The organism is Calothrix sp. NIES-2100 (assembly GCF_963875285.1).
GTDB lineage: Bacteria > Cyanobacteriota > Cyanobacteriia > Cyanobacteriales > Nostocaceae > Aulosira.
Genome location: NZ_CAWNLA010000001.1, coordinates 8,566,451 through 8,593,371, shown reverse-complemented (window position 1 = coordinate 8,593,371; position 26,921 = coordinate 8,566,451). Strand labels below are relative to the sequence as shown.

At 41.6% G+C, this 26,921-nt stretch carries 21 protein-coding genes and 4 pseudogenes; 5 read left to right on the top strand and 20 right to left on the bottom strand.

Annotated features, from left to right (window positions below; genetic code table 11):
- Positions 1-317: 317 nt before the first annotated feature.
- The 9 genes and pseudogenes from fbp to AACU32_RS34930 all read right to left on the bottom strand — a co-directional run.
- Positions 318-1,367, bottom strand: a complete 1,050-nt coding sequence (fbp, locus tag AACU32_RS34970; RefSeq protein WP_096606819.1) for a class 1 fructose-bisphosphatase — start codon at positions 1,365-1,367, stop codon at positions 318-320.
- Between the two features lie 1,129 nt (positions 1,368-2,496).
- Positions 2,497-2,796 carry an RNA recognition motif domain-containing protein gene (locus AACU32_RS34965; RefSeq protein WP_096606817.1) on the bottom strand — a complete coding sequence of 100 codons (300 nt, stop codon included), beginning with the start codon at positions 2,794-2,796 and terminating at the stop codon, positions 2,497-2,499.
- Positions 2,797-3,160: 364 nt separating this feature from the next.
- On the bottom strand, positions 3,161-3,316 hold the full coding sequence (locus AACU32_RS34960) for a hypothetical protein (protein ID WP_339378543.1): 156 nt from the start codon (positions 3,314-3,316) through the stop codon (positions 3,161-3,163).
- Between the two features lie 37 nt (positions 3,317-3,353).
- A complete protein-coding gene (locus tag AACU32_RS34955; RefSeq protein ID WP_096606815.1) occupies positions 3,354-3,572 on the bottom strand; it encodes a hypothetical protein in 219 nt (72 codons plus the stop codon).
- A gap of 197 nt (positions 3,573-3,769) precedes the next feature.
- Positions 3,770-4,411 carry a glutathione S-transferase family protein gene (locus tag AACU32_RS34950; protein ID WP_339378542.1) on the bottom strand — a complete coding sequence of 214 codons (642 nt, stop codon included), beginning with the start codon at positions 4,409-4,411 and terminating at the stop codon, positions 3,770-3,772.
- Between the two features lie 261 nt (positions 4,412-4,672).
- Positions 4,673-5,746 (bottom strand): annotated as a pseudogene (gene nrdJ, locus AACU32_RS34945) (ribonucleoside-triphosphate reductase, adenosylcobalamin-dependent); the annotation flags it as partial.
- Between the two features lie 317 nt (positions 5,747-6,063).
- Positions 6,064-6,948, bottom strand: a pseudogene (locus tag AACU32_RS34940) (ribonucleoside-triphosphate reductase, adenosylcobalamin-dependent); the annotation flags it as partial.
- A 93-nt stretch (positions 6,949-7,041) separates the two neighbouring features.
- Positions 7,042-8,835 (bottom strand): group II intron reverse transcriptase/maturase, encoded by a 1,794-nt coding sequence (gene ltrA / locus AACU32_RS34935; RefSeq protein WP_096608317.1) that lies wholly within the window; start codon positions 8,833-8,835, stop codon positions 7,042-7,044.
- A 677-nt stretch (positions 8,836-9,512) separates the two neighbouring features.
- Positions 9,513-9,770, bottom strand: a pseudogene (locus AACU32_RS34930) (ribonucleoside-triphosphate reductase, adenosylcobalamin-dependent); the annotation flags it as partial.
- 156 nt (positions 9,771-9,926) lie between these two features.
- Between AACU32_RS34930 and AACU32_RS34925 the strand changes: the two are divergent.
- Positions 9,927-10,514 carry an Npun_F5749 family FMN-dependent PPOX-type flavoprotein gene (locus AACU32_RS34925; RefSeq protein ID WP_096606813.1) on the top strand — a complete coding sequence of 196 codons (588 nt, stop codon included), beginning with the start codon at positions 9,927-9,929 and terminating at the stop codon, positions 10,512-10,514.
- On the opposite strand, the gene AACU32_RS34920 is transcribed toward AACU32_RS34925, so the two are convergent.
- The 6 genes and pseudogenes from AACU32_RS34920 to AACU32_RS34895 form a co-directional block, all read right to left on the bottom strand.
- Positions 10,511-10,750 carry a L,D-transpeptidase gene (locus AACU32_RS34920; RefSeq protein ID WP_339378728.1) on the bottom strand — a complete coding sequence of 80 codons (240 nt, stop codon included), beginning with the start codon at positions 10,748-10,750 and terminating at the stop codon, positions 10,511-10,513. The genes AACU32_RS34925 and AACU32_RS34920 overlap by 4 nt on opposite strands.
- Before the next feature lie 176 nt (positions 10,751-10,926).
- Positions 10,927-11,743: pseudogene (locus tag AACU32_RS34915) on the bottom strand (IS5 family transposase).
- A 169-nt stretch (positions 11,744-11,912) separates the two neighbouring features.
- Complete coding sequence (locus AACU32_RS34910; protein WP_096606811.1) at positions 11,913-12,098, bottom strand: hypothetical protein; 186 nt, start codon at positions 12,096-12,098, stop codon at positions 11,913-11,915.
- Positions 12,099-12,215: 117 nt separating this feature from the next.
- Positions 12,216-15,107 (bottom strand): LGFP repeat-containing protein, encoded by a 2,892-nt coding sequence (locus AACU32_RS34905; protein WP_096606809.1) that lies wholly within the window; start codon positions 15,105-15,107, stop codon positions 12,216-12,218.
- A 145-nt stretch (positions 15,108-15,252) separates the two neighbouring features.
- The gene (locus AACU32_RS34900) at positions 15,253-16,620 is read right to left on the bottom strand and encodes a tail fiber domain-containing protein (RefSeq protein ID WP_339378541.1); all 1,368 of its coding nucleotides are present in this window, start codon (positions 16,618-16,620) and stop codon (positions 15,253-15,255) included.
- Positions 16,621-16,693: 73 nt separating this feature from the next.
- A complete protein-coding gene (locus tag AACU32_RS34895; protein WP_096606805.1) occupies positions 16,694-16,930 on the bottom strand; it encodes a hypothetical protein in 237 nt (78 codons plus the stop codon).
- A gap of 361 nt (positions 16,931-17,291) precedes the next feature.
- On the opposite strand from AACU32_RS34895, the gene AACU32_RS34890 reads away from it, so the two are divergent.
- From AACU32_RS34890 to AACU32_RS34880, 3 genes are all read left to right on the top strand, one after another.
- Positions 17,292-17,933 carry a sigma-70 family RNA polymerase sigma factor gene (locus AACU32_RS34890; protein ID WP_339378540.1) on the top strand — a complete coding sequence of 214 codons (642 nt, stop codon included), beginning with the start codon at positions 17,292-17,294 and terminating at the stop codon, positions 17,931-17,933.
- A gap of 151 nt (positions 17,934-18,084) precedes the next feature.
- The gene (locus tag AACU32_RS34885) at positions 18,085-19,449 is read left to right on the top strand and encodes a DUF1822 family protein (protein ID WP_339378539.1); all 1,365 of its coding nucleotides are present in this window, start codon (positions 18,085-18,087) and stop codon (positions 19,447-19,449) included.
- Positions 19,450-19,591: 142 nt separating this feature from the next.
- Positions 19,592-22,357, top strand: a complete 2,766-nt coding sequence (locus AACU32_RS34880; protein ID WP_096606799.1) for a pentapeptide repeat-containing protein — start codon at positions 19,592-19,594, stop codon at positions 22,355-22,357.
- A gap of 35 nt (positions 22,358-22,392) precedes the next feature.
- Here the strand turns inward: AACU32_RS34880 and cysE are convergent, their stop codons facing one another.
- The 5 genes from cysE to AACU32_RS34855 form a co-directional block, all read right to left on the bottom strand.
- On the bottom strand, positions 22,393-23,157 hold the full coding sequence (gene cysE, locus AACU32_RS34875; protein ID WP_096606797.1) for a serine O-acetyltransferase: 765 nt from the start codon (positions 23,155-23,157) through the stop codon (positions 22,393-22,395).
- A gap of 205 nt (positions 23,158-23,362) precedes the next feature.
- Positions 23,363-23,854: a hypothetical protein gene (locus AACU32_RS34870; protein ID WP_096606795.1), complete on the bottom strand. Its 492-nt coding sequence runs from the start codon at positions 23,852-23,854 to the stop codon at positions 23,363-23,365.
- A gap of 211 nt (positions 23,855-24,065) precedes the next feature.
- On the bottom strand, positions 24,066-24,500 hold the full coding sequence (locus AACU32_RS34865; RefSeq protein ID WP_096606793.1) for a type II toxin-antitoxin system VapC family toxin: 435 nt from the start codon (positions 24,498-24,500) through the stop codon (positions 24,066-24,068).
- Positions 24,497-24,721, bottom strand: a complete 225-nt coding sequence (locus tag AACU32_RS34860; RefSeq protein ID WP_096606791.1) for a hypothetical protein — start codon at positions 24,719-24,721, stop codon at positions 24,497-24,499. The genes AACU32_RS34865 and AACU32_RS34860 overlap by 4 nt, the downstream gene beginning before the upstream one ends.
- 207 nt (positions 24,722-24,928) lie before the next feature.
- Complete coding sequence (locus tag AACU32_RS34855; protein WP_096606789.1) at positions 24,929-26,713, bottom strand: hypothetical protein; 1,785 nt, start codon at positions 26,711-26,713, stop codon at positions 24,929-24,931.
- A gap of 26 nt (positions 26,714-26,739) precedes the next feature.
- Here AACU32_RS34855 and AACU32_RS34850 point away from each other — a divergent pair, with 26 nt between their 5' ends.
- Complete coding sequence (locus AACU32_RS34850) at positions 26,740-26,919, top strand: hypothetical protein (protein ID WP_339378538.1); 180 nt, start codon at positions 26,740-26,742, stop codon at positions 26,917-26,919.
- Positions 26,920-26,921: the final 2 nt, after the last annotated feature.

Sequence of the window (26,921 nt, the reverse complement as noted above, 5' to 3'; positions counted from 1 at the left end):
TGTTCAGGATTTTTTCAGTGAAGTTGGCAAAACCCATCAAAGTTTGATGGTGACTTTTGAATTGTGGCGTTGCCAATCACTTCTCGCATCGACCCGCTGAGATAATGTTTAATTCACCTTGCAAAAGCGCTATTGTGCATTCCCAATCGCCGTAATTATTGTTTACTCATGTTGTCACAGGTAGTACAAGCATTTATGCCGTTTTTGTGGCTCCTACTGGTGCAGCTTGGTGGCAATAATTACTCAAGTGTAAGAAAGCTTACTTTACAGTCTTTATTTCCTTCTGCCTTCTACCTTCTGCCTTCTGCCTTCTTAAACTAGTGACCGTTTTGAATAAAAGACTCCACCTTGGCTACATCCTCTCTGCTACCAATAATTAGAGGTGTACGTTGATGCAGCTTCTTCGGTACTACGTCCAGGATATCTACCAATCCTGTGGTAGCACGACCTCCTGCTTGCTCAATCAAAAAGGCTAAAGGAGCAGTTTCATAAAGCAGACGCAATTTGCCTTCTGGTTTTTGAATTGTGCCAGGATAGAGAAACACTCCACCTTGAACCAAAATTCTGTGGATGTCGCTTACCATTGCCCCACTATAGCGAGCTGTGTAGCCTTCTGTCCGATGGACATAGCGGATGTATTCCCGAATAGATTCTTCCCATTGCCAAAAATTCCCTTCGTTGACGCTATACACCGAGCCGTGATTGGGAATTTTGATATTTTCTTCTGTGAGAATAAACTCACCTAAGCTGGGATCAAGGGTAAATGAGTGAACGCCCTTACCTATAGTATAGACCAGCATTGTGCTGGGGCCATAGAGTATGTATCCGGCGGCCAGTTGCTTGCGTCCATTTGTCAGTAGGTCAACAGCTTTGCCATCGATATCATCACCTTCCTGCTGGCGAATGGAAAAAATCGAACCTAAGCTGAGATTGGTATCGGTATTTGATGAGCCATCAATTGGGTCATACAGCAAGGTATAGCGGCCAATTGGACAGTTCTCCGGGATGTAATAGGGTTTGTCCATTTCTTCAGAAGCTAAGCGGCAAACTAAGCCACTTTGCTCAAAAACAGCTATAAATACATCATTGGCATAAACATCCATCTTTTTAACGGATTCACCCTGGACGTTAATGTCGCCAGTGAATCCCAAAACACCTTCCATTAATCCCGCACGGCTGAGGTGACGTGCAATCAGTTTTCCCGCTAAACCAATCCGATTCATCAGCGCACTCAAATCCTGCGCCTGGGCGGAAAAACTTTGACATTGTTGGAGGACGTGACGGGATAAGGTTGTACAATCTCTATTTAAAGTCTTATCTCCAGTGTATTTGTTAGATAAATCTAACGATTCAGGTGCTTGAGCCATTGTCTTGTTCTCCCTAGGAATGTGTGTTGGTTCGGCTGATACCGTTTATGGCAATTTATCTAGTAGTCTGGCAAGCTAACTCCATCTGGGTGAAACATTCTCCGCTTTAAACTGTCTCCCCTTCTCCCGAAGTTCTGTTCGTCGTTCACTTAGCGTCTCGTTCGCGTCAACGTCTCCCTATGAAGTGTCGCCCGCCGGCGCTCAGACTTCTCTTTGTGAGAGTCGCAATCCATCAAAATTGGGTTGCCAAACCACTAGTCTCTGCCTCTATCTTAGAAAGGTAATTTGATAATCCAGATGTGTTTTTAGATAAACTAAAGAAATCAATTGTTTATCGCTGGTCAGTCTCTCGAGGCTGCGTTGAAAATAGTACTGACTTTTGACTTTTGACTGTGGTCACTGAGCGTAAAGCCTGCGGCATAGATTCGCTTAGCGCGTAGCGGACGCACCAGAAGCCGAAGTGTTGACTGTTGGCTGGGAAATAAGATTTTCAACCGTTTGTTGTGGGATTTTACCGTGATTGACTGTCTTGAAAATAGCGACTAGGCAGTTCGATTCAGCTAATTCAAATTTTTTCCGGCTCAGAGCGATTCCTTCTCCTGTCAAAGACGCTGCGCAGTAAGCGTAAAGCCTACGGCATAGCTTCGCTTAGGGCGCAGCCTCTAGTCCCTTGCGCGTCTCCCCGAGTGAGAAGAGAAGCTCTGCCCAAAGGGTAACTATAATCGCTCAAAATAACCCCCCATTATCCTAATATTCCACTGTCACTATAGTTAAGTGCGGCTAATTGCACAAAGCTTTACGGCGTGGGCTGAATTCTTTAGTCCACGAAAAACTCTGTAGCCATAGCCCAGCCAGTGCGCTGCGGGTTTCCTCCATTTGTGATGGGAACTGCCTTCCTGGCTTCAACAGAGCCGACGATATGTCGGGTATGCCAAAAAACTGCCAGAAAACTGTTTGTGTGGGTATTGCGGGAAGAGACCTACCATTCGCCAGCAGTATCCTTGAAGGGTGAGGCTCTCCCGCCCCCTTATTGGTGAGTTATTTGATGCTGAATTGTTACTAGTAAATCACGGCGACTAATGTCTTGCAGAACTAGATAACAATTTGCTATAATCATATTTCGCGTTTTTTATATTTCTTGTTTTTTCGCCCAGCTACCTCGTCGGTTATCGTCTCGTCGGTTATCTTCTCTTGGTTTAGCTTTATTGACTTTGAGTTGACGCCCCATCCATTCTGCCCCATCTAATTCTGTGATAGCGGCATCTTCTTGGGCATCTTCATTCATCTCAACAAATGCAAAGCCCCGCATCTTGCCTGTTTCGCGGTCGGTAGGTAAAACTACCCTTTTAACTTCGCCATAATCTGCAAATACTTCTTTTAAGTCCGCTTCGGTAGCGCGGTAGGAGAGATTTCCAACGTAAATAGTCATGTGGGTCACGTAAGTTTCAACAAGGAGCGATGAGTTCAGCTAAAAACAGATATATGCCTCTGATTCACCGATGGCGAATGTTGTAGAGTGGCCAGCTGAGATTGTGACATGGTCTACAACTTTATGTGCCATGTGGCTGAACTTACTCATACGCTCATATAATAACTGATCATAATATTTTTCAAAGTATGAGATTTTACAAACCCTAATAGCATAAAATCAGCAACTCTTATCAGTCTGGTATTTTTACTGATTTTGTTTTATAAGTTACAAAAATTTACAAATATAAATATTTATAGATTATTCTAGCTAGAAGTAGAAAATATTTAATTACCCTTAATAGCAATAAATGGCGATCGCAAATTCACACTAACGCAGATGTGGCGATCGCAATCTTCTCCCTTGTGATTGTACCGAAGATCATTCCTGAGCTAATCACAGGCGATCGCTCAAGAACTCTCAAAGATTTAAGCGTCAGACTGTGATACCAATTCGGGATGAAGATGCATTGCCACCTCACATAGAATTGGTATCAGCAGTTGTAAATCAGATGTTTGTCAATCAATGGCAATTTGTTGAGGGCCAGCAGCTTTACCATTATGAGCCTCAGTAGCACTAGAGGTATAACTGGTTGAGCCTGTTTGTTTATCCAGCCAGCTTTTTACAGGATCGTCTGCAAGATTGAGTCGCAGCACACCCGAAACAAATCCTCCCAAAAATGAGACTGGATGTTGAGTAAATTCTTTAAAAATTGGTGACAATTCATCAATGAACATTTAGAATCTCCTCGTGATGCTTTAAAAAATTATCACTTGTTTATTAATCGTAACGTGAAAATCAATCTCAGGTCACTGGTGGCAAAGTATACACACTACTGAACAAGTAGCAAGTGGGCAGAGGAGAAATGACAGCTGACTATTGACAAATGCCCCATGCCCATTTTCATACATCTGTACGCAATTGATGACGGTTACTAATAAGTAATTTCACCATCGCTAAAAAATAGCTGCGTCATTCGCTCATAATGCTGGCAGAGATTGGACAATTGAAGAACATAGTCAATAATAGGACTTTGGAATGGTGGCTTAATGGTATTACCGACATAAGCATACAAAGTTGCATCTACAGTTGTGGGTTTATCTCCCATAAAAAATGGTTTGTCAGCAAGGAAATCTGAGAGTGCTTGAAAATCCGCGCTGGTAATCAGAAATATTTCCTCACGGCTATGACGACCCATACCATGACCATACATCTGAGAGCAAAAATTATCACGGATACTTTCTAGAATTGGCTGTAATTCGGCTGCGGGTATCATAGGTAAGAAATTAGCTAACATTTCTCGATAAATTTGCCAATTTTCTGCAACATTGAAGCGAATATCACCAATACCCCAGTAAATGTTTTCTTTGAGCATCCGACGGAAAGCAAGGGATATCGCTCGCTCAGAAGGTGACAACCCTTCATCAAGGTCGATACCTTCTTTTTGTTTCAGCATTTCAATAATTAAAGTGGAATCACTAATTAGTTTCCCTTGATATTCGATGAATGGTATTTTGCCTTTTGGGGCTGTTGCTAAATTAATGTTTGTATCAATTTTATAAGGGAGCTTAGCCATACGTAACTACGTTTCCAGCTTCATACAGGGTGGGCTAAGACTTGGTAAATTCCATGCAGGCGGTGTTTTGTAGAGGGTAATCATGAAAATTAATCGGCTGTGCCGATGGGACAACAGTTATATTAGCTTTCAGACGAAAGAAATTTTCTGTTTTATGCCAACAGGATTTTATAAAAAGCAGTGGTGAAATTTATTTTCCAACCACTGCTTATGAGTCTACGAAATAAATTTCCCTCTTCCTCAGTTACTGTTCATGTTGCTTTATGAGGTTGGTTGCTGTTCAGGGAACATGCATTTATCAGAGTCACAACCAGAGGGGCCAGCTTCAGCCAATTCACCTAAATCATAGCGACTTAAAGCTGCACAGAAATCATCTGTTTTTCGTCGTGTTTTTACTTCTTCAGTTAACCGCTCATAGGTGAGCTTATCTATTGGTTCAAAGGGCAAACGTGGGAATGATTGCAAATCATCGAACCGAGCTAAAAGCGCTGCGGAAATATATCCTTCATCATTTTTTATGGCTTCGTAAATGCGCTGTCCAAGAACTTCCACTTCTTCAGAACGTAGTTCTAAAGTTGCAGAAGTGTTATGGGTGACATAATGTCGCTGAACTTGGAGAACAAAATCTAATTGAGCTAAAGCAGAGAACTTAGAAACATCAATTTGATCGGCTCCTGGTAAATCAGCCCAAGGTACAGCAACCGGGATTTCTACTAACCATTCACTAACACGAGAATCAAAGGGATCGTGAAGTAAATTTCCCTTTTCATCTTTGTCAGATTGAGAAGGAATGACGTTGTAGCCATAGTCAATACAAGCTAAAGCTACTGGGTCATTTTTCCGGAAAGTAATCCGGCGAATAAATCGTTGGGCTTTGGGAGGATGCCAGCCAGAACTAGCACCTGTTAATAGTGCCTTAGTGCCACTAGGTTGGACAGTTGTACAGCGATTGGGACGTTTGAGATGATGGCGATCGCAATATTCCCAAACTACTCGGTGTACAATATCTTTCCAGAAACTCAGATATTTCTCTTCTTGACGTTTAAATGCCAATCCTTGTTCAGTAGCAGGTCTTCCTGCTTCCCACCAACGCAACCAATCCACACCAAAAGCATGGACAAAGAAATCAAATAAGCCAGTGAAAGAAACCCCGACAATTGGGTCTAACTCGCGGCTTTTTTGATAGCGAGGTTCGAGGAATTTATGATTTAAAAGCGCGGCTACAGAAAGTGCCCCAGCAGTGAAAGCTTCCTCTTGTTCTTTGTAGTTATCGGGGTCAAGTTGATTCAGGTGAACTTCTGACAAATTACAGTGGAAGTTGCTGCCAATAATTTCCATTTTTGTTACCCTAGAAGCTTTTTATCCTCTAGTTCTACGAGTTCTTTATTCCTCGTAGATCCGACTATATTTTCTACTAAATATAGGAAGTAATATTAGTAGCCGGAGACTCGTGGAGCCGTTCCCAAGAACGGGGGTAAAACCCAGATTATATTCTTGTTACAATTTAAAATTCATCTTAAATCTTGAATTGTAATAAGGTTCACTCTCTAGTCTGTACGGTGTCAAAGATGATTTAATTCCTCTGATTACCTCGGTATTCCCAATCGCAGGGTTCACCGAATTTCCCCGGTGTTTAACGTGAGGCAAAATTACTTACCACACGGGTTTAGACCAAATCGAGCTAAGCGATGTTCTAGTTCATCAGCATCAAGATTTGCATGGTGTTCTTGCAACCAATCTTTTGCTGTTCCTTGTTCATAAGCTTTCAAGAAATCAACTTTTAATGCCGATGTTGGTAGCAAATCAATGTTAGCTCTAGCTACTGCTTCACCAGCCCATTGAATAGCACCCTCACCGCTGTAATACTGTTTGCGAACAGCATCAATAGATTCTTCTAATGTCGGCTTGCGATGAAAAACTCTTGTATGGTTTGCCATCCGGAGAGCATCACGTTCTGGATCAATTCGCCAGTTACCTTCTGCATCTTGCTGCCATAAATTATCCTTGGCAGTAGCTCCTAATTGATCGTCAGCCCTGAACTGACGCATACCCGCACTTCTTCTTATATTACCTGCAACAATTGTTACCGCTGCTTGATCGATTAATAGACAGCATTCAACAGAATTTAATTGCCTTCCTACAGCTTTATTTAGGATAGATGCACAATTTTGGTAAAGTATGGGCAATTTTACCGGATTTGCAACCCCTCCAAAACCTTTTAAAGTTTCTCCGGCTTGACGAACATCACTAATATCAACGAATACTTGAACTTCCCCACTAAATCTCTCATCTGTGGAGATTTCTAATAAGGTTTGATAAGATTTCACCCAACCTTCACGGCTATCGCCAACAGAGATAGTAACTTGATTATCCTGTATAGAGATTTCCGTATACTCACGACGCTGTTCTTTAGGAGTATTACCAATTTCACCCTGCACTGTGACATTGAGGCGATTGCGGATTGGAGGTAGTTGATTAATATATCTTGGTTCGATGATGGTTCCAGTACCACAGCCCATCATTGCTAAGTCCATCATCAACCCAAAGGCTTTCCAGTCTTGTAGGTTGGTAGAAGTGCAATTGTAAGCCCCAGAAAAGTTTTTTGGCTTGGCTATCCAATCGGTATTACCCTAAGCCACATTGTCGCCAATGTGACTCGGCTTCAGAACCGTGCGTGATACTTTCGCATCACACGGCTCCTCAATGATTTGGCTCTTGTCATGAGTACCGTCTCGTTTGGTTTTGATGTCATGGCAGTGTCTATGCAATAGTTGGTAATTGTCGTAGCTGTCTTTCCCTCCTTTGGAACGGGGAATAACATGGTCTACTTCCATTACATCTCCATCTCTGAAGTACATATTGCATTCAGTGCATTTTCCATTCTGCTTTTTCAGCAGTTTGGAGACTCTAGTAGGTAATTCGACACTTTTGCCCATGCGGGTAGCCCAGTAGATGAAATCGCCGTTGTAGGGGCTGACTTCTCCCTTGACTTTGACAAATTTCTGGATATGAAAATCACCGTGGTAAGTAAGATAGAGAGTTTTACCTTCAGTAATGGCGCGGAATATCCAGTTTGACCCGTCCTTGGAGCCGAAATACTTCCTAGTCCACCGTTTTGTAGATTTGTGAAGATGTCTAGCCTTAGTCCAAGCAATTAGCTTCAGTGTCAATAAGTTGTCAAGCTCTTGAAAGATTTCAGCACTGTTTACTTTAGAGTAATAGTTGTTCCATCCAGTGATGATTGGGTTTAGTCGCTTGATTAGCTCGATTTGAGATTGACAAGATTTTAGCTTGTCAATTTCATTAGCTAACCTTCGATAGTGAGCTTTAACAGCCTCTTTACTTGGCTTAATGTATGTCTTGTATCCTAGCGGTTTACCGTGTGGGTTTTTGCCTGTTGCGTACTTTCCTACTGGGTACTGACGGATATTAAAGCCAAGGAAGTCAAAACCAGGGGTTTCTTCACCCATATATTCCAGGGTGTGAGTGATGCGAGTTTTTTCTGGTCTAAGTTCTAAACCAGTATCATTAAGGAATTCCTCAATCAGTGCTTTAGCGCTCATAATTACATCCAGCTTGGGATGTAGGATGACAAAATCATCGGCATATCTGACTAAGGTGATTTCCTTCTCGTTGTTGTTCTTTTTCCCTGGAAGAGTTCGGGCAAATTCCTTGACAATCTTTTCCATCCCGTGTAATGCGATGTTTGCTAATAGTGGCGAAATCACACCACCTTGAGGGGTTCCTTCATCAGTTGGAAACCATACTCCGCCATCATGAAAACCAGATTTAAGCCATGCTTTAATCTGTCTGCGAAGTTTTGGAAACGTATTGATTTTATTCAATAGTTTTTTATGGTCAATTTTGTCAAAACATTTTGCAATATCGGCATCTAGAACATATTTGCTCTTTTGCTTGATTGCTACTTTGATACCCTCAATAGCATCCATACAGCTTCTACCAGGTCGGAATCCATAGCTATTAGGCTCAAACTTGGCTTCCCATTCGGGTTCCAAGGCTAATTTCACCAGTGCTTGTTTTGCCCGTTCTGCGATTGTGGGTATCCCCAAGGGTCTTTTTTCTGTTTTCCCAGGCTTGGGAATCCATACTCTGCGGGTGGGGGTAGATTTGTGGTTTAGTTCTAGTGTTTTTACTAGTTCAAGTCGGGCGTTAGGCGTGAGAGCCTTTTTCCCATCTATTCCCGCAGTGTTCTTTCCTTGGTTATCTTGTGTCACTTTCCGGACGGCAAGCATTTTGGCAGACCAGGAATTTAGAAGAGTCTTTTGCAATTTACGCACTGCTTTGACATCTCCCCTTTGAGAGGCTTGATAGATTCTCTTTTGCAACTTGTACACCGTGCGTTCTAGCTTCCGCCAGTTCACTTGTGTCCATACCACCATCGGATTTTCCCGTGTTTTAGTCATCTTCATTGCTTTGTTGACACTCTATCTTCCAAATCATCGGGAATCTGTCGGCGTATCCATACCCATTACAGGTAGGCATTTGCTTCTGATTCCATCTCTTCCTGTTAGGGCTTGCGGATTGGTTCCTACTCTAATATCGACCTCTTAGAGAGCCACAGACAGGATTACTTCGTTCCGTATAACCTTTTGTTTGAGTGTTTAGGACGGTACTACTCAGCCGGAGACAGGAAAGCGTGACCTTTAATGGCGGTACTTTCGGGTTCCTATATGCCTCAGTGTCTTTTGACCGCAGCGTATCAACCATTCTTTTCGCTACTTACTGGGTTACGACTGTTCAAACGTAGCTTCACTTTCGTTGTCCATGCACTCTTGCTTGCTGGGATTCACCTCATGGTTTGGTGTTACCAGCGTTTTTCCCCGCTTTACCCTTTGATAACCAGTCGCTAGGTAGGGGAAATGCTTTCACTCCCACGCTTGGAGGATAGGACTTTGTGATGGTTTATCACATCACCTATAAGGTTATACAGTTATCAAGGTTCGGTTATCCGTACATAACTTATTCGGTTATCCGCTTGGGTATTTGTAACGGATTTCTAAGAACCTAGCGAGTCATCCCAAGGCTAAGGATTGTGCTGAAAAGCGTTTCCTGTAGCCAGTTTCGACTCAACGAATCACACACCACCAACCCATAACCAGCGACCACTGGGTAGGGCTTTCATGTTACGCTGCATTTTGTCTAAAATTGCAGCTTCTTCCCGGCTGAGTTTCCCCAGTTCTACTAAACCTTGAAGAGTGCGATCGCAAACTTCATCCCAAGTTTCTCTTAAACCCGCCGGACTGCGACGGCTATAAGTTCTGAAAAACACAGGATTAGCTGCGGGGGCAGTTTCTGGGAACTTTGCACTCTGGCGTTTTCTTTCAAGCTCTCGAACCATAAATCCAGTCTTGTTGCGTGCTGACAGATTAAGACTATAGACCAAGTAAATTTAGGATGAAAGATTGTCAAAAAGCACAACTTGCGCTTACTTAACAACTGTACAAAGTGCAACATCAATCCATAATGTATAATATTGTTTCCCTTTTACAGCATCATGTCTCTTGCTCCTTGGCGAAGTGCGATCGCTCAAGCCCTCCATCAAAATCGCACTCTACCTTATGCCCGTTACTTGCAACTAGCAACAGTACGGGTAAATGGTCTACCTGCTAATCGAACTATAGTTTTTCGTGGCTTTTTGCCAGAGACTAACCAGCTAAAATTTATTACTGATTCCCGTAGTGAAAAAGCTGAGCAGATACAGCACCAACCTTGGGGAGAAGTTTGCTGGTACTTCCCCAAGACACGAGAGCAATTCCGAATTAATGGTGGCTTAACCTTGGTAGAAAGTGATGATTCTCAACCTGATCTAGCATCAGCACGCATTTCTACCTGGCAAGAGTTGAGTGATGCAGCCCGGTTACAATTTAATTGGCCTCATCCTGGTAAACCGAGAAATAAGAATGAACAAGCTGCTTTTTCCCCACCCCCACCCGATCGCGATCGGCCATTAGTAAATTTTTGCTTACTGCTACTCGAACCGTTACAAGTAGATCATTTAGAATTACGCGGCGAACCACAAAACCGGATATTTTACTACAGAGATGACCAGAAAGCATGGTCTGTTACAGAAATTAATCCTTAACGAACAATCTCAACAACAGTACCAACTTGTACCCATTGATATAGTTCATCGACATCTTGATTTTTCAGAGAAGGACAACCCAAAGTCCAATTTTGGCGATCGTCAATCATTTTATCTGCGCCATTTGGTACTCCATGAATACCCACCTCACCTCCAACAGGAACATCCCAAGCTAACTGGCCATTAACTTTAGCCTGAAAATGCTTTCGCCAAGATTGAGCATTAGGATAATTCAGCTAGAGGAACTTTGACCATTGTGGATGAGAATAAAAATCTTTGATTTGTAAAATTCCTTCTGGAGTTCTTCTATCACCTTCACCCTGCTTATCACCTGTAGGATTAGTACCAAAAACTACTGGGTAGGACTTGAGTGGTTTGAGAGGTTGTTTGAAAAGTTTTTGAGGGCTAAAAATTATGCCAATCGCCTCACCATAATACGTATCATTGCAAGATAAATAAAAGTCTCGGATGTTTCGGGCAATAACTCATAATCGCGAACTAATCGGCGACATCCCATGAGCCAACCAAAAGTTCGCTCTACAACCCAACGTTTTTTGAGCAACACAAAACCCTTAGCCTCTTGCGATCGCAAAACTACCTGCACAATCCAACGGCAAACATTCATCACCCACTGCATAAAAGGTTCTCCATCAAAACCACCATCTACCCAGATGGTTGTCAAACGAGATATCTTTTGATGAGACTGTTTGACCCGTTTGAGAACTTGTTTTCCTCCTTCTCGTTCAGCTACATTGGCTGCGGTGACTAAAACCCTCAACACTAATCCCAAGGTATCGACGGTCATAAATCGCTTACGTCCTTTGGTCTTTTTACCTGCATCAAAACCAACTAACTTGCTGACCATTGCGGCGCTTTTCACGCTTTGACTGTGAATTATTGCCTCGGATGGGCGCTTGTTGGCGTTGATTTTCTATCCGAACCCATTGTCTCAGGCTGTCATGAATTTTTAGCCAAGTTCCATCTTTACGCCAGTTCCCAATTGTGTGTAGACCGTCTGCCAAGCTGGAAAGTCTCCAGGCAGCGGTAAGCGAAGCTATGCCGAAGGCTTATCGCCATCTAACTCCTTCTACCAAAATGTAGAAAATCGCGTTAATCACCTCCCACATATTGACTTCACGTTTTCGACCACCTGGTTTCGCTTCCGGAATTAGGTCACTAATCAATTTATATTGCTCTAAACTCAGGTTGCTCTTGTATGCTTTACTCATACCACTCTCTCGGTGCTGTTTGTTATCTATTCACAGCGTATACTGAGAGAGCTTTTTTACAACATTCCCGACTTTTCAAACAACCTCTAAGTAGATTTGGTCATAATTTAATCTACAAATCATCAAAAGATATAATTTTGAGCGATCCTGAAGTAGAGCAAGCTAGCCATTAAATTCCTGTTACTACGCCAAACATATAATCTTCAAAATCATCTTGCTGTTTTGAAACTGTAATCGTTTTTCCCCAGGAGTAGCATTGGAAGTTGATAGTTTCTGCGGTATTGTCAATGGCTAGTCCGCCTAGAAAAACAATCCAATGATCGGGATAATTGCCTGCTGATTTGTTCCCAAGCAAGGTTGCATCAATCAGCAGAAATGCTACACCACGGTAATCCTGAATGAAGAAGTCACTGAATGCTATCTGGTGTTGTGAATTTATCTGAAGTCTTAAGGCAAGTAGAGATGAATTTTGCTATTCATCGACTAAACTTCTAAGACTCATATCTGAAGGATAGGCACTCCGAATCCCCACACTGGGATTAAATCCTTTAGTCTCTAAAAACCTTCTAAGGCTGGGAACTAAACGCTCAACTTTCCACGGTGATGGTTGAATGCGAACAGATTCATTTGCCTCGATCGCAACGTTTTGCATACTTGAACCATTCCCAGATACCTGGAATGTGAGCTTTGAGCCAAAGTTCTCTATGTGCAAAGTTTGTCCAGCATCTTTTAAATGTAGACGCAGTTTGTGACCGGGAGATAAAGAAAGATTGTCAACTATAAATGGCTTTTGCTGAGTAGAGTTGATTCCAGCCCTGCTCTGCATTTGCAGTCTAAATTTCTTGGCAACATTGTTTGGTACAATTGCTAGTGATAAATCTCCCCCTCTTCGCTCAAGAGAAATAGTATCTGTCAAATTAGATGGCTTTTCTCCTATTTTGAAAATTGCGGGTTCTATTTTTACAGTTGCGGATAACGTAGGTGATTGTGTTGCCCAATGGTAAGTTGTATTGGTTTTTTTCGCACTAACTTTGCAGTGGAGTGTTTGAGTATCTCCTTGAAGGTAATAAAGTTCAGGAAATGAAGTATTTTGTCCATTCTCACCCATTAGGGGAAGACGCGCCAAGCCAGGAATGCGTTGAGTTGGGTCACGACGAATTTGCTCCCACTGAGTTGGTACTCCATTGAGGTTGGGTTCATAAAAAGTTCGACCTGCATCGTCGGTTATTTGGACAGTCTGTCCATCCTCTGCTGCTAGAATAACGACTCCCCCCAGAAGTAATGCTAGTGTTTCCCATTTGGGAGTATGAGGCTCCTCACTTAGAACTGAGTAAGGAGTGTAGAATAGCCTAGCCCCCAACCACTCACCGCCATTGTACTTGTTGTCGTATTCAAAATGGTTGTCATTGTAAATGAGAATCTTGCGACGATTATCGCTATCCTTGCTTCCATTCCATTGATGGTTAGGATCGGCAAGCCAAATCTCCCAAGGTTCAGATGTATCATCCCAATGAATTGGCAAAACAGTGTGAGCAGAACCACCCCAGAATTGACTTAGTGATAAAACAGGATAATCACCGCGTTGATGAGCGGCACGGCTTTGTATGAAAACCTCTCTAGGATTATGGGTCATCCCATTAAAAAACTGTTTGAGAAACCAGTTAATACTACAAATGCCGAGTTGATAGGCTTGCTTAATGTTAATTTCTCGTATGATGGCACTATCAGTGTTTGGATCTGGTTTATTGCTGGTGGAATCAGGATGACCAAACCGATAAATTGGTTCATTGAAGAGAGAACGCTGAACCATTGCATAAATAGCTTCTAAGGACATTCCAAAGCAATTACCGCCTTTAGCGATGCCTTTGAAAACCGCATGGTAATATAATGATTCCCAGCCTTCATCAAGGTAACTTAGTGGATTAATCCACTGGATTCCCTGACTATCCACATCACTAAAGGTGGCTGCATAAGTCTCTCGATCGAGTTTTTCATTACTAAAGTTATGAAATTTCCAAAACCACTGCTCTCGAAATGCCTTGTTAGCATCGTAAGGCTGTGACTTCTCGCGAATCGTGTAATCCATATGGAAAGCATCCTGCTCGTGAAGCGTGGAAGCTAGATAGCCCCATAGGTTGTCAACGGAATAGACTGGTTGCAGGTGTTTGTTGTAGGGAGACCTATTATCCCCGTGGTTGATTGTTCCTAAACGATCGTCATCGGAGTCAAAATCACGATCCCAGCCTTCAAACATTACAATCAGCTTGAGTTCGCCCTGTACACAATCCGTCACTGGAAACGGCGGCCACCCAAGTGTTACTTCCGATCGATCCCAATACCCGCTACTGGGTACCCGTCCATCGGATAGCGTTGCGTTACTGGGTGTTTCCAGACGATTTTGCACCTCAATATGATGCCAGATATAAATCTCTAGACTAGAATCATCTGTGACTTCATCGCCACCTGTTCCCCAAAGTCGCTGAACATAAAGCTCCATTGACTTGAATGCACGAGTACCAAACTCTTTAGGACTTCCAGCGTAAGGGCCACTAGGATGCCAAACAATTACACCATGCTCAAAGTTGCTGTAGCTTCCTCCAGATGTAGGGGTACTTGTTTGATCTGACACTGGAAAACCCAAATGTCCAGTTGCACCACCGTGGATTTTTTCCCATGCTTGGAGAATATTTCCATGCACTTCCCATGCACCCCGATCGGGTTTCCAGAAAATCACACCACCCTCGAATCGATTGGAACGCCCAATTTCTGCTCCATCTTTTATCACAGGTTGCTCATCAGTCAGTGGATAGCCAAGAAAACCACCTGCACCTCCTAAACTTAACCAATGTTCGCGAATAGCTCCATAAACAGTGTAGGCTCCTGTAGCAGAATGCCAGTAAATGTCACCATTCTCAAATCGAGATACTCGTCCACCGTTGGGAGCATCCTCCTCATTGCTCACAGGTAGCCCCAACTGTCCATTAACATCATTATATTGGCGGTAGTGAGCATAGATAAAGCCATGTACTTCAAAAGCCTGACCGCTAGGGTTAACAACAATCATTCCCCTTTCAAAATAGGCAGCTTGAGCGCCACTTGCAGTCTTTAATGAGTCTCCTATTAAGTTTCCTATATACTCTTGTAAATCACTTTTTAGAGACCACCAAGCGCCAAAAGTGGATATAGAAAGCATTGCTGTGCCAAATACAGGTGAATTAAAAATTGCTCCATTTAAAAATACTTCATAGGTAGAGCTTCCATTTAAAATGTGCCTCGGTTGTTGAATCTCATCTCCAAGAACATTTTGACCACCTACTGCTTTCCATTTCAAATATATTGGATTGTTTTCACTTTTGTACAACATCTCTTTTCTCTCCTAATAAAGATAAGTAGGTGGGCGCAAAAATTTATAACTATGTCATTGCCAACGGAGCGCAGCGAAGTGAAGCAATCACAAGGGTTTTGACCTTTTTACATTTTGTTACATAGTTAGTTTTATTTGTGCCTACTTACTTAGGCAGTTTCTGTGCCTGCTTCAAAGCGTTTACCTCAGTTACCAGTTGTGCAATCTGCTGATGTTGCTCCTGTACCACTTTAGTGAGAACAGCAACAATATCTAAGGCTCCAATTGTTGTGCGATCGCGGGTTGCAACTAAATCTGGCACATCTTCTGCAATAAAGCCAACGTGCAAATCTTTTTCGGGATCGTTACCATAGTTAAACTTAACAGGGCTGAGTCTTTGTAGCGCTAAGGTTGCTTCTTCAAGCGAGAGGGTGGCAGTATTGGTTATGTAATTCCGAGAGGTAACAAATCGAGCATTGAAGATATTTACCCCATTGACAAAATCGTTCTCGTGGTTAATCGAGAGCTTGTTGCCCAAATCAACTAGCGCTCGACACAGGGGTTTGTTGGTGCTAGCTTCTGGATTGGTACGGGCAGACAAAATCAAATCCCCCCACCCATTCACAGCCATTAACCGTGTCCCTTTACCTGGATTATTTTGGGCATCATGATGAGTCCCCCCTTTGAACCAACAGAAATCTGATGCGCTCCTGAAATACTGAGTCCCTGTTTGTACGCCAATCCCATAGTCACTGTTCCACAGGTTAATCATTTGGCGGGTTTTCGCACCAAAACTCACATTCCCTGTCGTGGTGTCCATCACAAAGCCCCAGCCAGCACCAGTATTACCCCAGAAACCGACTTGAGTATCACTACTCATCCCGACAAAGGCTTGGTCTTTAGCAGGTTTAGTTTGATAAAACCAAATACCTGCTGTATTGTATGCCTGTCTTACCCGCATTCGATCAGCAACATCCAATTTATATCCAGGATTTGACACTCCAATCCCAACATTCCCTGCTGTATTAATGGTTAAATACGCACCAGACCACTGGCTGTTATCATTCCAAAAAATACAGAGGGGGTTTCCAGTTTCATAGGTGCGGGGTCCTGAAATATGCCAAAAACCAGTCGGGTTCCTAAGATTTAAAGCTACAGAAGAAGGCTGTTGTCCTGCGGGTTGTACTCGGTCAACAACTAAATCACCCCCTTCAACAAGAACTTGGTCTCCATCAAGAAGTTTGATATCACTAGCCATTCGATTTCTCCTGTTAGATTTTGTAAATTGGGAACTACCGTACAACTGTAAAAAATGCGATCGCACTGCAACACCACCCTGATATCGCAAGTAATTTTCTCCATCTGATTTCGGGTACAGTCCAAACTTCACGAATTTCCGTGCGATGATGTGCTTTTTCAATCCGTTTGTCAGAACTAACATTAATCCCTGAAAATTGCTGTGCTTGGGCTTTTTCAAACCATTCTTTGACTTGAGAATAGAGTGTAGGATGGTTGGCTTTAAGTGCCAGAACATAATCGGCTTTCTTGTCGATAATCTGTTTTTACACAGTTTCACCCACTATCTTCTTTGATTTGTCAAGTTTTATTTATACTAAATTAGATGCGCTTACCCTGGAAAAACCACCCTGACCACGCGCCGTAATTCCTGTACCTTTAACACCGAACCATTTGTCACGAGGAAATTCCTCAAACATCCCCCGGATATAGTTAGCACAACTAGCAGATGGTTCGGCATAGGTGGAAATAGGAAAAGAGATAGGAGTAGCTGTTGCAGCTATAATTAAACCAAGAATTACACTTTTAATTTTTAGATGCTTATTCATTAATATTTCCTCACATTTAATTATTTGCAATTACCAGAGGCGCTTTCTTTTGTCCTCACTTTCAATAACAAGTGAGAAAAACAGATTATTCCGAAATTTCCTAAAAATTTTTTGTGGTAATTCTGGTAAGTGTTTTCTCACCCTGTCAGCCAAGGTGAAATGTGGAGGTGGAATTAATTATCTAGCCAGTGTGGGTGCATAAAAGCTGGCTGTCAAAGATATCTGTGTGAAAATATTCGGAGGTAGTGAAATTACTGAAATAATCGGTAACATATATACTATAAATTAGTCAACCTCACTAATCTGCGATCGCAATCCTCTTTGATCTGCTCCCTTTTATATAAGTTGAGCTAATATGCTTATGCAGTCCAAAATAGCAGCAGAGTCTGTTACACATCTGATAATCGATGCAGCACATCAAGAACTAATCGCTAAGATTGCCCGAAAATACACTAGAGGAAGCTCTATATCTTGGGAAGATGCAGCACAAACTGCCATAATGAAAGTCTATGAAGTGGTGAAAGCAGAAAAGTTTCACCAGGGAGGAATCGCAGAATTTCAGCGTTGGGCTACAGTTGTAGCACGATATGAGATTCTGAATTTTGTCAAAAAAGAAAGTTTACGAAGTCACCAAAGTTTAGATGCAACCATTGTGGGTACAGATATTTCTTTGATAGAGACGATTGCTGATGAGTTCAACCTCTTGGAAGCGATCGCGCGTGTAGATTTAATTATCCAGGCAAAACAAGCAATTATTAATTTAGATGGGCGTTATCCCAAACGCGGTTATCTCAAACTCTGGGAACTCATAGTCACAAATAAAACCCAAACCCAACAAGCCTCTGTGTTGGGAATTAGTCAAGGAGAAGTTTCCAAGCGTTGGAAGGAATTAGTCGGACGGATCGCTATAGAATTAGGACTACTGCAACCTGAAGCTGTGAAACGCGAACAACAAAATATTCAGAGCAAATATACTCACAGACGTTCAAAAACTAAGTGGTAACTTTATTAAAATTTGCTTTTGTTAAGTATTTAATAAGTTTATTTTTCCTGAGCATAGAATAATGCACTGATTTGTTAACACTATTAGCCATATCCCGAACCTGAAGAAATACCAACCTATGCTTACAAAATGTGACAAATCCAATGCTACTATGCGAAAACCTTACCCAGCGATACCACAACCAGGAGAAATCTGGGAATTAAGCCGCCAGGTATTATCTCCGATAAAATTTTCTCCAAATCAAGAAAATAACTTATATTCAAGTGAAGCTCAAAGTTTTTTACAGGGTAGTACTCCACCCCGCTATGTAATGATTGTGACGGAACCAGAGTTAGATAATGAAACAGAAACAGAATGGAATATTGTTTCTGTGATGGTACTGTCTGTAGAAATCAGCTTTATTTCAGATGTCGATTTACTTATTCCGGCAAATATTTCTGGTTTAGCACAAGATTTACTAGCTGAAACTTGGAATGTACAGCTAATGCTTGCTTGTAATTTATTACAGCCAGTTGCTAAACGAGTTTCACATGAAATTTATGATGTATTGCTGACGATAGGAGATTATGCTCACGGATTAGTAAATCAACAACCAAAAATTTCTACGATTGAGTGCTTAGGTTTAAAACCCGGAAATAAAAAAGCCTTAGAAACACCTGAAATTGCTCTTTTTCACAAGCAAGAGCAAGCTTGGAGTGATGTTTTAACAATACCGTTGGCAGCTTATCATACTTACATTAAAAGTCTGGAAATCACCAATCAAATTATTAATGAACAGTTACAAATAGAGCAGGAAATATCAGAAATAGAATCGAGTAAAAACCAATTTTTACAAGTCATATCTGCATCTTTGCGTAAAACTCAAAATGTTCTCAGTCATTGGCTGCAAAATATTTGTGAGCCAGAATGGGAGGTTGTTTCCACAGTACCAAACTTCGCCATTGCTACGCGCAGTCATACAGACTCGGAAAATACTTCCGCCAACTCTGATGAAATAGCAGCAATCATCAATCAATTATCTGTTAAAAATGATGAAAGCCTACGTCAACGTGCGGCTAAACGTTTAGGAGAAATTGCTGTTGGTAATTCCGATGCAATTCAAGCCTTGCTATGTTTGTTACGAAGTACTTCAGATGATGAAACTCTGTGGACAGCTGTAGAAAGTTTGCGAAAAATTGATCCAGAAAACCCAGCCACTGGAGTTAAGAGAGTTAAACTGATTGACTTAGGAATGCAAATTGCGGGTAAAACCGTAGCTTTAGCTGTGGCTTTATTACAAAAATTGGATGGTGATATTAGTGTACTTTTGCAAGTTTACCCCACAGGTAATGATGATTATTTACCACCTGATTTAAAACTGATTTTGCTAGATGATTCTGGAGAAATATTGCACGAAGTTATTGCTAGACGGGCAGATATTTACATCCAACTTAAATTTAGCTGTCAACCGAGAGAAAAATTTAGTGTGCGGGTAGCTTTGGGAGAAACAAGTGTTACTGAATATTTTGTTATTTAATAAAACTATATTTATGCTAAATCATTTGTGCTCAACCAGATCCTCGACTTCTTGAAGAAATCGAGGATCTTAATCTGGAAGTATGCAGGTTATGGGAAAATAAAAAAATTGTTTTTGATTATCAAAGCTATCTTTAAGTTTTATGGCACTAGCCACGGTTCTTAACTTTGCCGGCAAAAATCTTCAAGGTCGTGACTTTAGAGGTCAAAACCTTACAGGTGCAAACTTCAGTAACTCTGACATTCGCGGTGCAAATTTTAATAATGCTATTTTGAGAAATGCTAATTTTCAAAATGCCAAAGCTGGTATTAAACATGATTGGGCAACTTTTCTCCTCATAGTATCGTTTTTGCTATCAGTATTATCAGGAATTTTTTCAGGATTTTCAGGTACTTATTTAATAACTTTTGTTTTTAAAACTGCTTATAGTATCAATATTTGCATTTTTTTAGCATCTTTTGCTGCACTTACAGCTTTTTTTGCTATTACTATTTTTCAAGGTATAAGAGAAGCTTTAGGAACAGTCGTCATTATTAGCGCCATTGCAGGAGCTTTTTGTGGAATATTTGCTGGAACATTTCCTCAAGCAGTAGTAATTCCCTTTATTACTGGCTCTTTTTTAGTTGCCATTACAGTTGCTTTTCTCTCTGGAGTTATAGCTTGTACTATTGCCGGAATAATTGCTATTTATTTTGTGGCTACAGTAGTTACCTTGAGCGTAATTGGAGTTATTCCTGGCGCTCTTGTTGTTGCGAGAATGGCTGTTTTTATGGGGTTTTTTCATGGAGATATTTTTAGTGCTTTTGTTGAAAGTTTTATAGGTGCTATCAGCGTCACTATTCTCATAATGTTGCTTAATGGTTACGTTGGTTGGCAGGCTATAACTTTCAATGAAAAATACAATTTGATTAGGAAAATAGCTGTTGCATTAATTTGCATTCGTGGAACCTCTTTTAGAAATGCCGACATCAGATCAGCTAATTTTAGCAACGCTACTCTCAAAAATATAGATATTAGAGATGTAAATTTGATTCATAGCAACTTTCACTATGCTAAACAACTTGACTATGCTATGTTTGAGAATACAATTTTAGATAATCTAAAAGTCCGAAATTTACTTGTTACTAAAAGGTGTGCAAAAAAATCTTTTGTGGGTTGTAATTTTAAGGGTGCAAATCTCGCAGACGCAGATATGAGTTATGCGGATTTAAGTGAAGCAGATATCAGTGAGGCTATATTTACCCGCGCAAATTTAGAATATGCTAATCTCACGAAAGCTCAAGCAATAGGAACAAATTTTCATCAAGCCAAGTTAACAGCAGCTTGTTTAGAATCGTGGAATATTGATAGCACAACTGAATTAACAGGTGTGATTTGTGACTATGTTTATCTCTTAAATCATCAACAAGAACGCCGCCCTAGTAGTGGAATATTTGCTGCTGGAGAATTTACCAAGTTATTTCAAGTGGCGATAAATACTGTTGATTTAATTTTTCGTAATGGTTTGAATTTACAAGCTTTATCTACGGCTTTGACCAAAGTACATTTAGAAAATGAAGATAGTCTATTAGCACTTAAAAGTATCGAAAATAAGGGCGATAACGTTGTTGTTGTTCGCGTCGAGGTAGCGGCTGATGTCGATAAAGCCAAAATCCACGCTGAACTTACTCACAATTATGAATTTGCTCTGAAATCTTTAGAAGCTAAATATCAAGCCGAACTCAAAAGTAAAGACGAACAAATTGTACTTTATCGCCAGCATCAAGCAGATTTAAAAGAATTGATGCAAATGATAGCTCCTACTGCTAAAAAAACGGTAGATACTAAACTAGTAGTTTTAAAATTAACTCAAGGTAACTTAAATACAGGATTTTCAGTTACACTACAAATCGGTTTAGAAGGCGAACATCCATATTTTGAATCTAACGGTAAATTGCCTCCAGCTTCAGAATTAGCTTTAACATACAATCAATGGCAAGCTGCATATCGCCAAAGCTTACAGGGAAGTTTGCGCATTAAGATTAGCGAAACACAAGTTACTAATATTAGCAGGCGTGAGTTATTCAATGAATGCGATACTGCGGCAACTAGTTTAAAAAAACAGGTAAATTTATGGTTAGATTCGGAATTATTTCGCCCTCTTAAAGAGCAATTACTAGAAAAATTAAATCCATCAGACTCGATTCGGGTTTTGCTGCAAACAGAAGATAGCCAACTCAGGCGAATACCCTTACATCTGTGGAATTTTTTTGAACGCTATCCTAAAGCTGAGATTGCTATTTCATCTACTGCTTATGAAAAACGCGAAAAAATTAAATCTGCTAAATCCCAGGTAAAAATTTTAGCAATATTAGGAGATAGCGCTGGAATTAATCTTCAAAAAGACAGACTTTTACTGGAAGAATTACCCAATGCAAAAATTACATTTTTAGTAGAACCGCAACGCCAAGTATTAAATGATGAACTGTGGCTGCAACCGTGGGATATATTATTTTTTGCAGGACACAGTTCAACTCAGGCTGATGCAGAAATTGGCAATTTTCGGATTAACTCAACTGATAGTTTAACTATTGCCGAGCTGAAAAATGCTCTCACAAAAGCAATTGAGCAGGGTTTGCATCTGGCAATTTTTAACTCCTGCGACGGTTTGGGACTAGCAGTCAACTTAGCTGATTTGCATATTCCCCAAATGATTTTTATGCGCGAACCTGTACCCGATAAAGTAGCACAGGAGTTTTTAAAGAACTTTCTGACCGAATTTTCTAGCGGTAAGCCTTTATATCAATCATTACGCTCGGCACGCTCTAAACTGCAAGGCTTAGAGAATGAGTTTCCTTATGCGACTTGGCTACCAGTAATTTGTCAGAACCCAGCGGAAATTCCTCTGGTATGGGGGATGGGGCATTGATTTTCATGCGATCGCAGCTAGGAAAGGGAGATTGTTTAAATTCCAGCACCATCTAAAAATTGCTGAATAGCTTTATCTCTGAGGTTGCACCAAGTAGTTTCTTTGACTTGTTCATCCTCATTTACAGGTAAATTACCTGCCAAAACAGGAGTTTTCTCAGATACATAACTGGGCTGAAGACTTTGTATTTTTTCTTCCAGTGCTTCAATCCGGTCTACTAAAGCACGAATTACTTCGGCTTCTGAATCTGGTAAGTTGTTGTGTTCTAGGGGTGCAACTCTGACTCCAGAACGATAGATAATGCGACCAGGTATACCAACAACTGTGCAATTAGAAGGAACATCCCTAAGGACAACCGATCCTGCACCAATGCGGACATTGTTTCCTATTTGCAGATTACCTAATACTTTTGCGCCAGCACCTACTACAACATTTTCACCCAAGGTAGGATGGCGTTTACCGCTTTCTTTACCAGTACCGCCAAGGGTGACACCTTGATAAATTAGGGCATAGTCTCCTATAATCGCAGTTTCACCAATGACCACACCCATACCGTGGTCGATAAATACGCCTTGTCCAATTGCTGCGCCTGGGTGGATTTCAATTCCTGTGAAAAACCGAGCAATATGAGATATCAGACGGGGGATAAAAGGAATGCCAATCACATACAGCCAGTGAGCCAGCCGATGGAATATCAAGGCTTGCAAACCTGGGTAGCAGAATAACACTTCTAACCAGTTGCGGGCAGCTGGGTCACGTTCAAAGATGATGCGAAAGTCGGTACGCAGTGTAGATAGCACGAGATAGTACCCTCGGAAAGCAAAAAAGCTACTTTCCCATATTATCGTTCCATGTGTTCTGCGTAACAAAGTTGATCAATGGTCAATAGTCAATGGTCAATAGTCATTGGTCATTGGTCATTTGTCTACCGGTCACTGAGCGTTCGCGTAGCGTCTCGCAGAGAAGCCGAAGTGTGTCCCCCTTGTCCCCCTTCCCTCATTTCTATTACGGCTGCTGCACTGTCAAGGTGTAATTGTGCTTCGCTCCAGAATCAAATGTACCTACCCAAATTTGATAGGTTCCTTTTTTAAAGTTTTGATCGTCAATGCTAGCGTCTTTATTCTTACCAGTATCATCGCCACAACGAATTGTTTGATCGTCTGGGCCTTTGATTAGTAATGTAGTATCCTTACCGCCAGTGTTAACTAGTATTTTTAGACGCGGAAAGTCTTTTTCTAAAATCAGTATGTGATCTGGTTTGGGATCGGCAAAGCCAATGCAAGCTTTTTTATCGCGATCGCGGTTACTAATCGCAGATAGTGAGTAAGAACCACCTGTGTAACCTTCAACTACTCCTTTTGCTGGATCAAACCCCGGAGACAGCTTGAGTGTGCCAAAGTTTGCTGGCTCGGCTATTACAGGTTGAGCGATAATGGCGGTAAATATAGCTAAAAGCAAGCTAAATTTAGGCTGAAGCAGGAGGCGACGATATTTCATAGCAGTCCTCCAACAATTAATTTTATAAGTAACTATATATACATATTCTAATCAAAAACCCGTAAGATTTACCAATTTGTGACACATTGAAATCTGCCACAATTAAAGGCTGAAAAAGTTGAAGATGTGGGGGCTGGGGGCTAGGGAGATGAGGGAGAAGTGAAAAATGTGATTTTCATGACGAGCGTTATGTGATTTATCACATGAGTGTCTAGCTGGCAAAAGTGCTATCAACAAACCAATTTTCAACTCTTAAATCATTAAAAAACTCAAAATCAGAAACATTATTAGTTACCAAAATTAAATTATTACAGTAAGCAATACTCGCAATTTGCCCATCTACAAAAGCAGGAGTTTTGCCAATATTGGATAATCTAGCCCTTTCTTTGGCGTGCCATTGTGCCGCCTTTAAATCGTAATCAAGGACTGGTAAATTTAATACCGATTCATGAATATAATTCCAAAGAGACTCTCGCCGCTTAGATTCTGGCAACCTCAAACAGCCATGTAAAAGTTCATGAACAACAACACTTGAAACTGCAATTTCTGATTTATGAATATCTAGTTTGTACAAAACATTGGCATTAGGGATAGGACGTGCTGGCTCAGAGATAATATTGGTATCAAGTAGGTATTTCAAGCTCATAGCTCAATTTCTCTGCCCACACTGCGATCTCGTAAGTTAGCGAAATCATGATCAGTAAAGATAATCCCCTCGTTTTGGATTATGCTTCTAAATTTTTGTAATCCTTGCCAAAAATTATCTCCTCTAGATTCCTCCTTTTTTTTACGAAGAAACTCCAACAAATAGTCCCGTTCTTCTGGGGGCAAATTTTCAATAGAATTAATAATTTCTTGTAAAGTCATTAGAGCGTCTCCTAATCAAGTAAATCCTACCTTTGCTAACTCTATTTTAATCTCTCAATCCAAAGCCTCAGCCTCTTAAATTTAGTCAATTTCTGCAAAAATTATGATACGAGCTTGGGCACAGTTAATGCATTTGGTGGGTCGTGGATGCCAGAATAACTCCCTACCCCGAAGTATTGAGGGGATACCTAAAACCTTGCAAGAGAACTAACTAGAGAAATAAGGATTACCAATTCCTGAAGCATCCTCAAACAGTCCGGGTAATGGTGCAGGAAACACCGACTGCATCATCTCAGAAGGATGCGACACATGCCCGTTTCCGAGAGAGGTTGTATAGTTCGTAAACGAATCCTGCAAAACCCCACTATCTCGACCCGACTTTTCCACTGGTCTTGGACTCACCAGGGCTGATGGCGAACTACTCGTCGGTGCAACCAAAGGTGCTTCCGCAGTCATTCCCGTTAGCGCGTCTACGCTCGCTACTCTTGCCTGACTAGCCTTGTGGGGCTGGAAATCAGGCGCATAGAATCCTGCATCGATCGGTACCCGTTTTCCCAGTACGTAAGGATTGCCCCCTTCTTTATTAAAAAGAGTGGTAATATCCTTACCCAAGTAATGATTTGATCCCCAGTCGAACCGATAATGTGCTATGGATTCTCGCGAATTTTTCCCTAGAACCCCGACCAAATAGGTTTGAAAGGCGATAGATTTGTCCGGAATTTTGTAGGTTATCGGGTATGGTTCGGAAGTACGTATCTCCTTCAGATTCAGAGAAGATGAATCTTCATACAATTTGTTCTGAGGTGCATCGGAAAACTTCAAGGTTTTTCCGTCTTGCGAGATCCTCCAAATGGAATAGTCGGGGACGCTACCCCGAACCGGTCTGTAGTCAGTGTTCCAAAGGTAATGCCTATCTGTGGCCTCCTCTCCATGCTTCCAGGCAGGATCTATTTTCTCATTTAAGTAATATGGAAGGTCGTCATCCCACCACGATGTCGCAGAAGCAATTGGATCGGTAACCGCAACTCCCTTATAATGTCTTGAATCGACATCATAGATTATCTTTTGATACCAGTTGAAGTGATCGTAGCCGCTTAACTTCGCAGCCTGATCGAGAGTCAGGTTGTAGGCGGGCTTGAACGTCGCGTAGGTTCCATAATCTCCCTCAACGTCCTTTGGAACGGACCCCACGCTCTGAATGTTCGTTGGAATCACCTTCAGGACCCAGCTCCCGCTCGTTCGACCCGGAACAGTCCAGACCTTCATCGTTCCTCGATCAATGGCCTCATCGGTCGTATAGACACGCGCGAAAAGCTCGTACTCCTGAGTCGTGTTGTCAGGTACATCGAAAGCGAACTGCAATGGTTCTTTAGTTCCGATACGACGCGCACCAAGAAGATCCATATAAATGGAACCCGCCTGATTAACGTTCGTTCCACTTTGATTCCGTCCGTTGATGATAAACTGATATCGGTTGTGGTCGGTAAAGGCGCTGCCCGGAAATCCAAACGATATGGTCTCTGGACCATTCTGACGATTTACGATGTTGTAAGTGAAGTTTCCTTGCAACTTTGCCTTCACCGGATTGGAAATCTGCAGATCGAAAGTCGCTCCGCGTCCATCGCTCACGCCGCCGAAATCATTCCCAGGAAATGTTGGTGAGCCAAACCTGTTCTCGTAAGTGAGCGTGCCAAGAGAAACTATTTCTCCGCGCACAATCGGTTTCCAGTTTTTCTTATGGGTGGAAGGGGTTGTCGGGAAATACGCATCGCTAACGTCATTGAAAACGGGGGCTTTTACCGTATAGGAGCTTCCCTTATACTTGAGTGTAGCTCCCGGAAGGTTTATCTCCGAAACGAGATCTTTGAAATTCTTGTTCCAGAATAAAATGTTCGATTGACCGGCAAGTGAGGCATACCGATCTGGCATGGTTCCAGCGATTCCAGGTTGTGGTCTGTAGTTTTTTGACATAGTAACCTTCGTAATAACCATAGTTTTTTAATCGTATCACCGCCCAAGTGGACAGCCGAATCGCTTTGAGTCACGCTTTTTGCGCGCTTGCATACGCTATAAGTGATACCAGTGATGCTGGTAATGGTGCGGCTGAAGCTGTGTTTAAACATCTGCCAAAACTTGCTAGTGCTGCTAGACATATGCACGAGATTGCAATTGCAATACTGGCTGTGCCAAGTGTCTAATT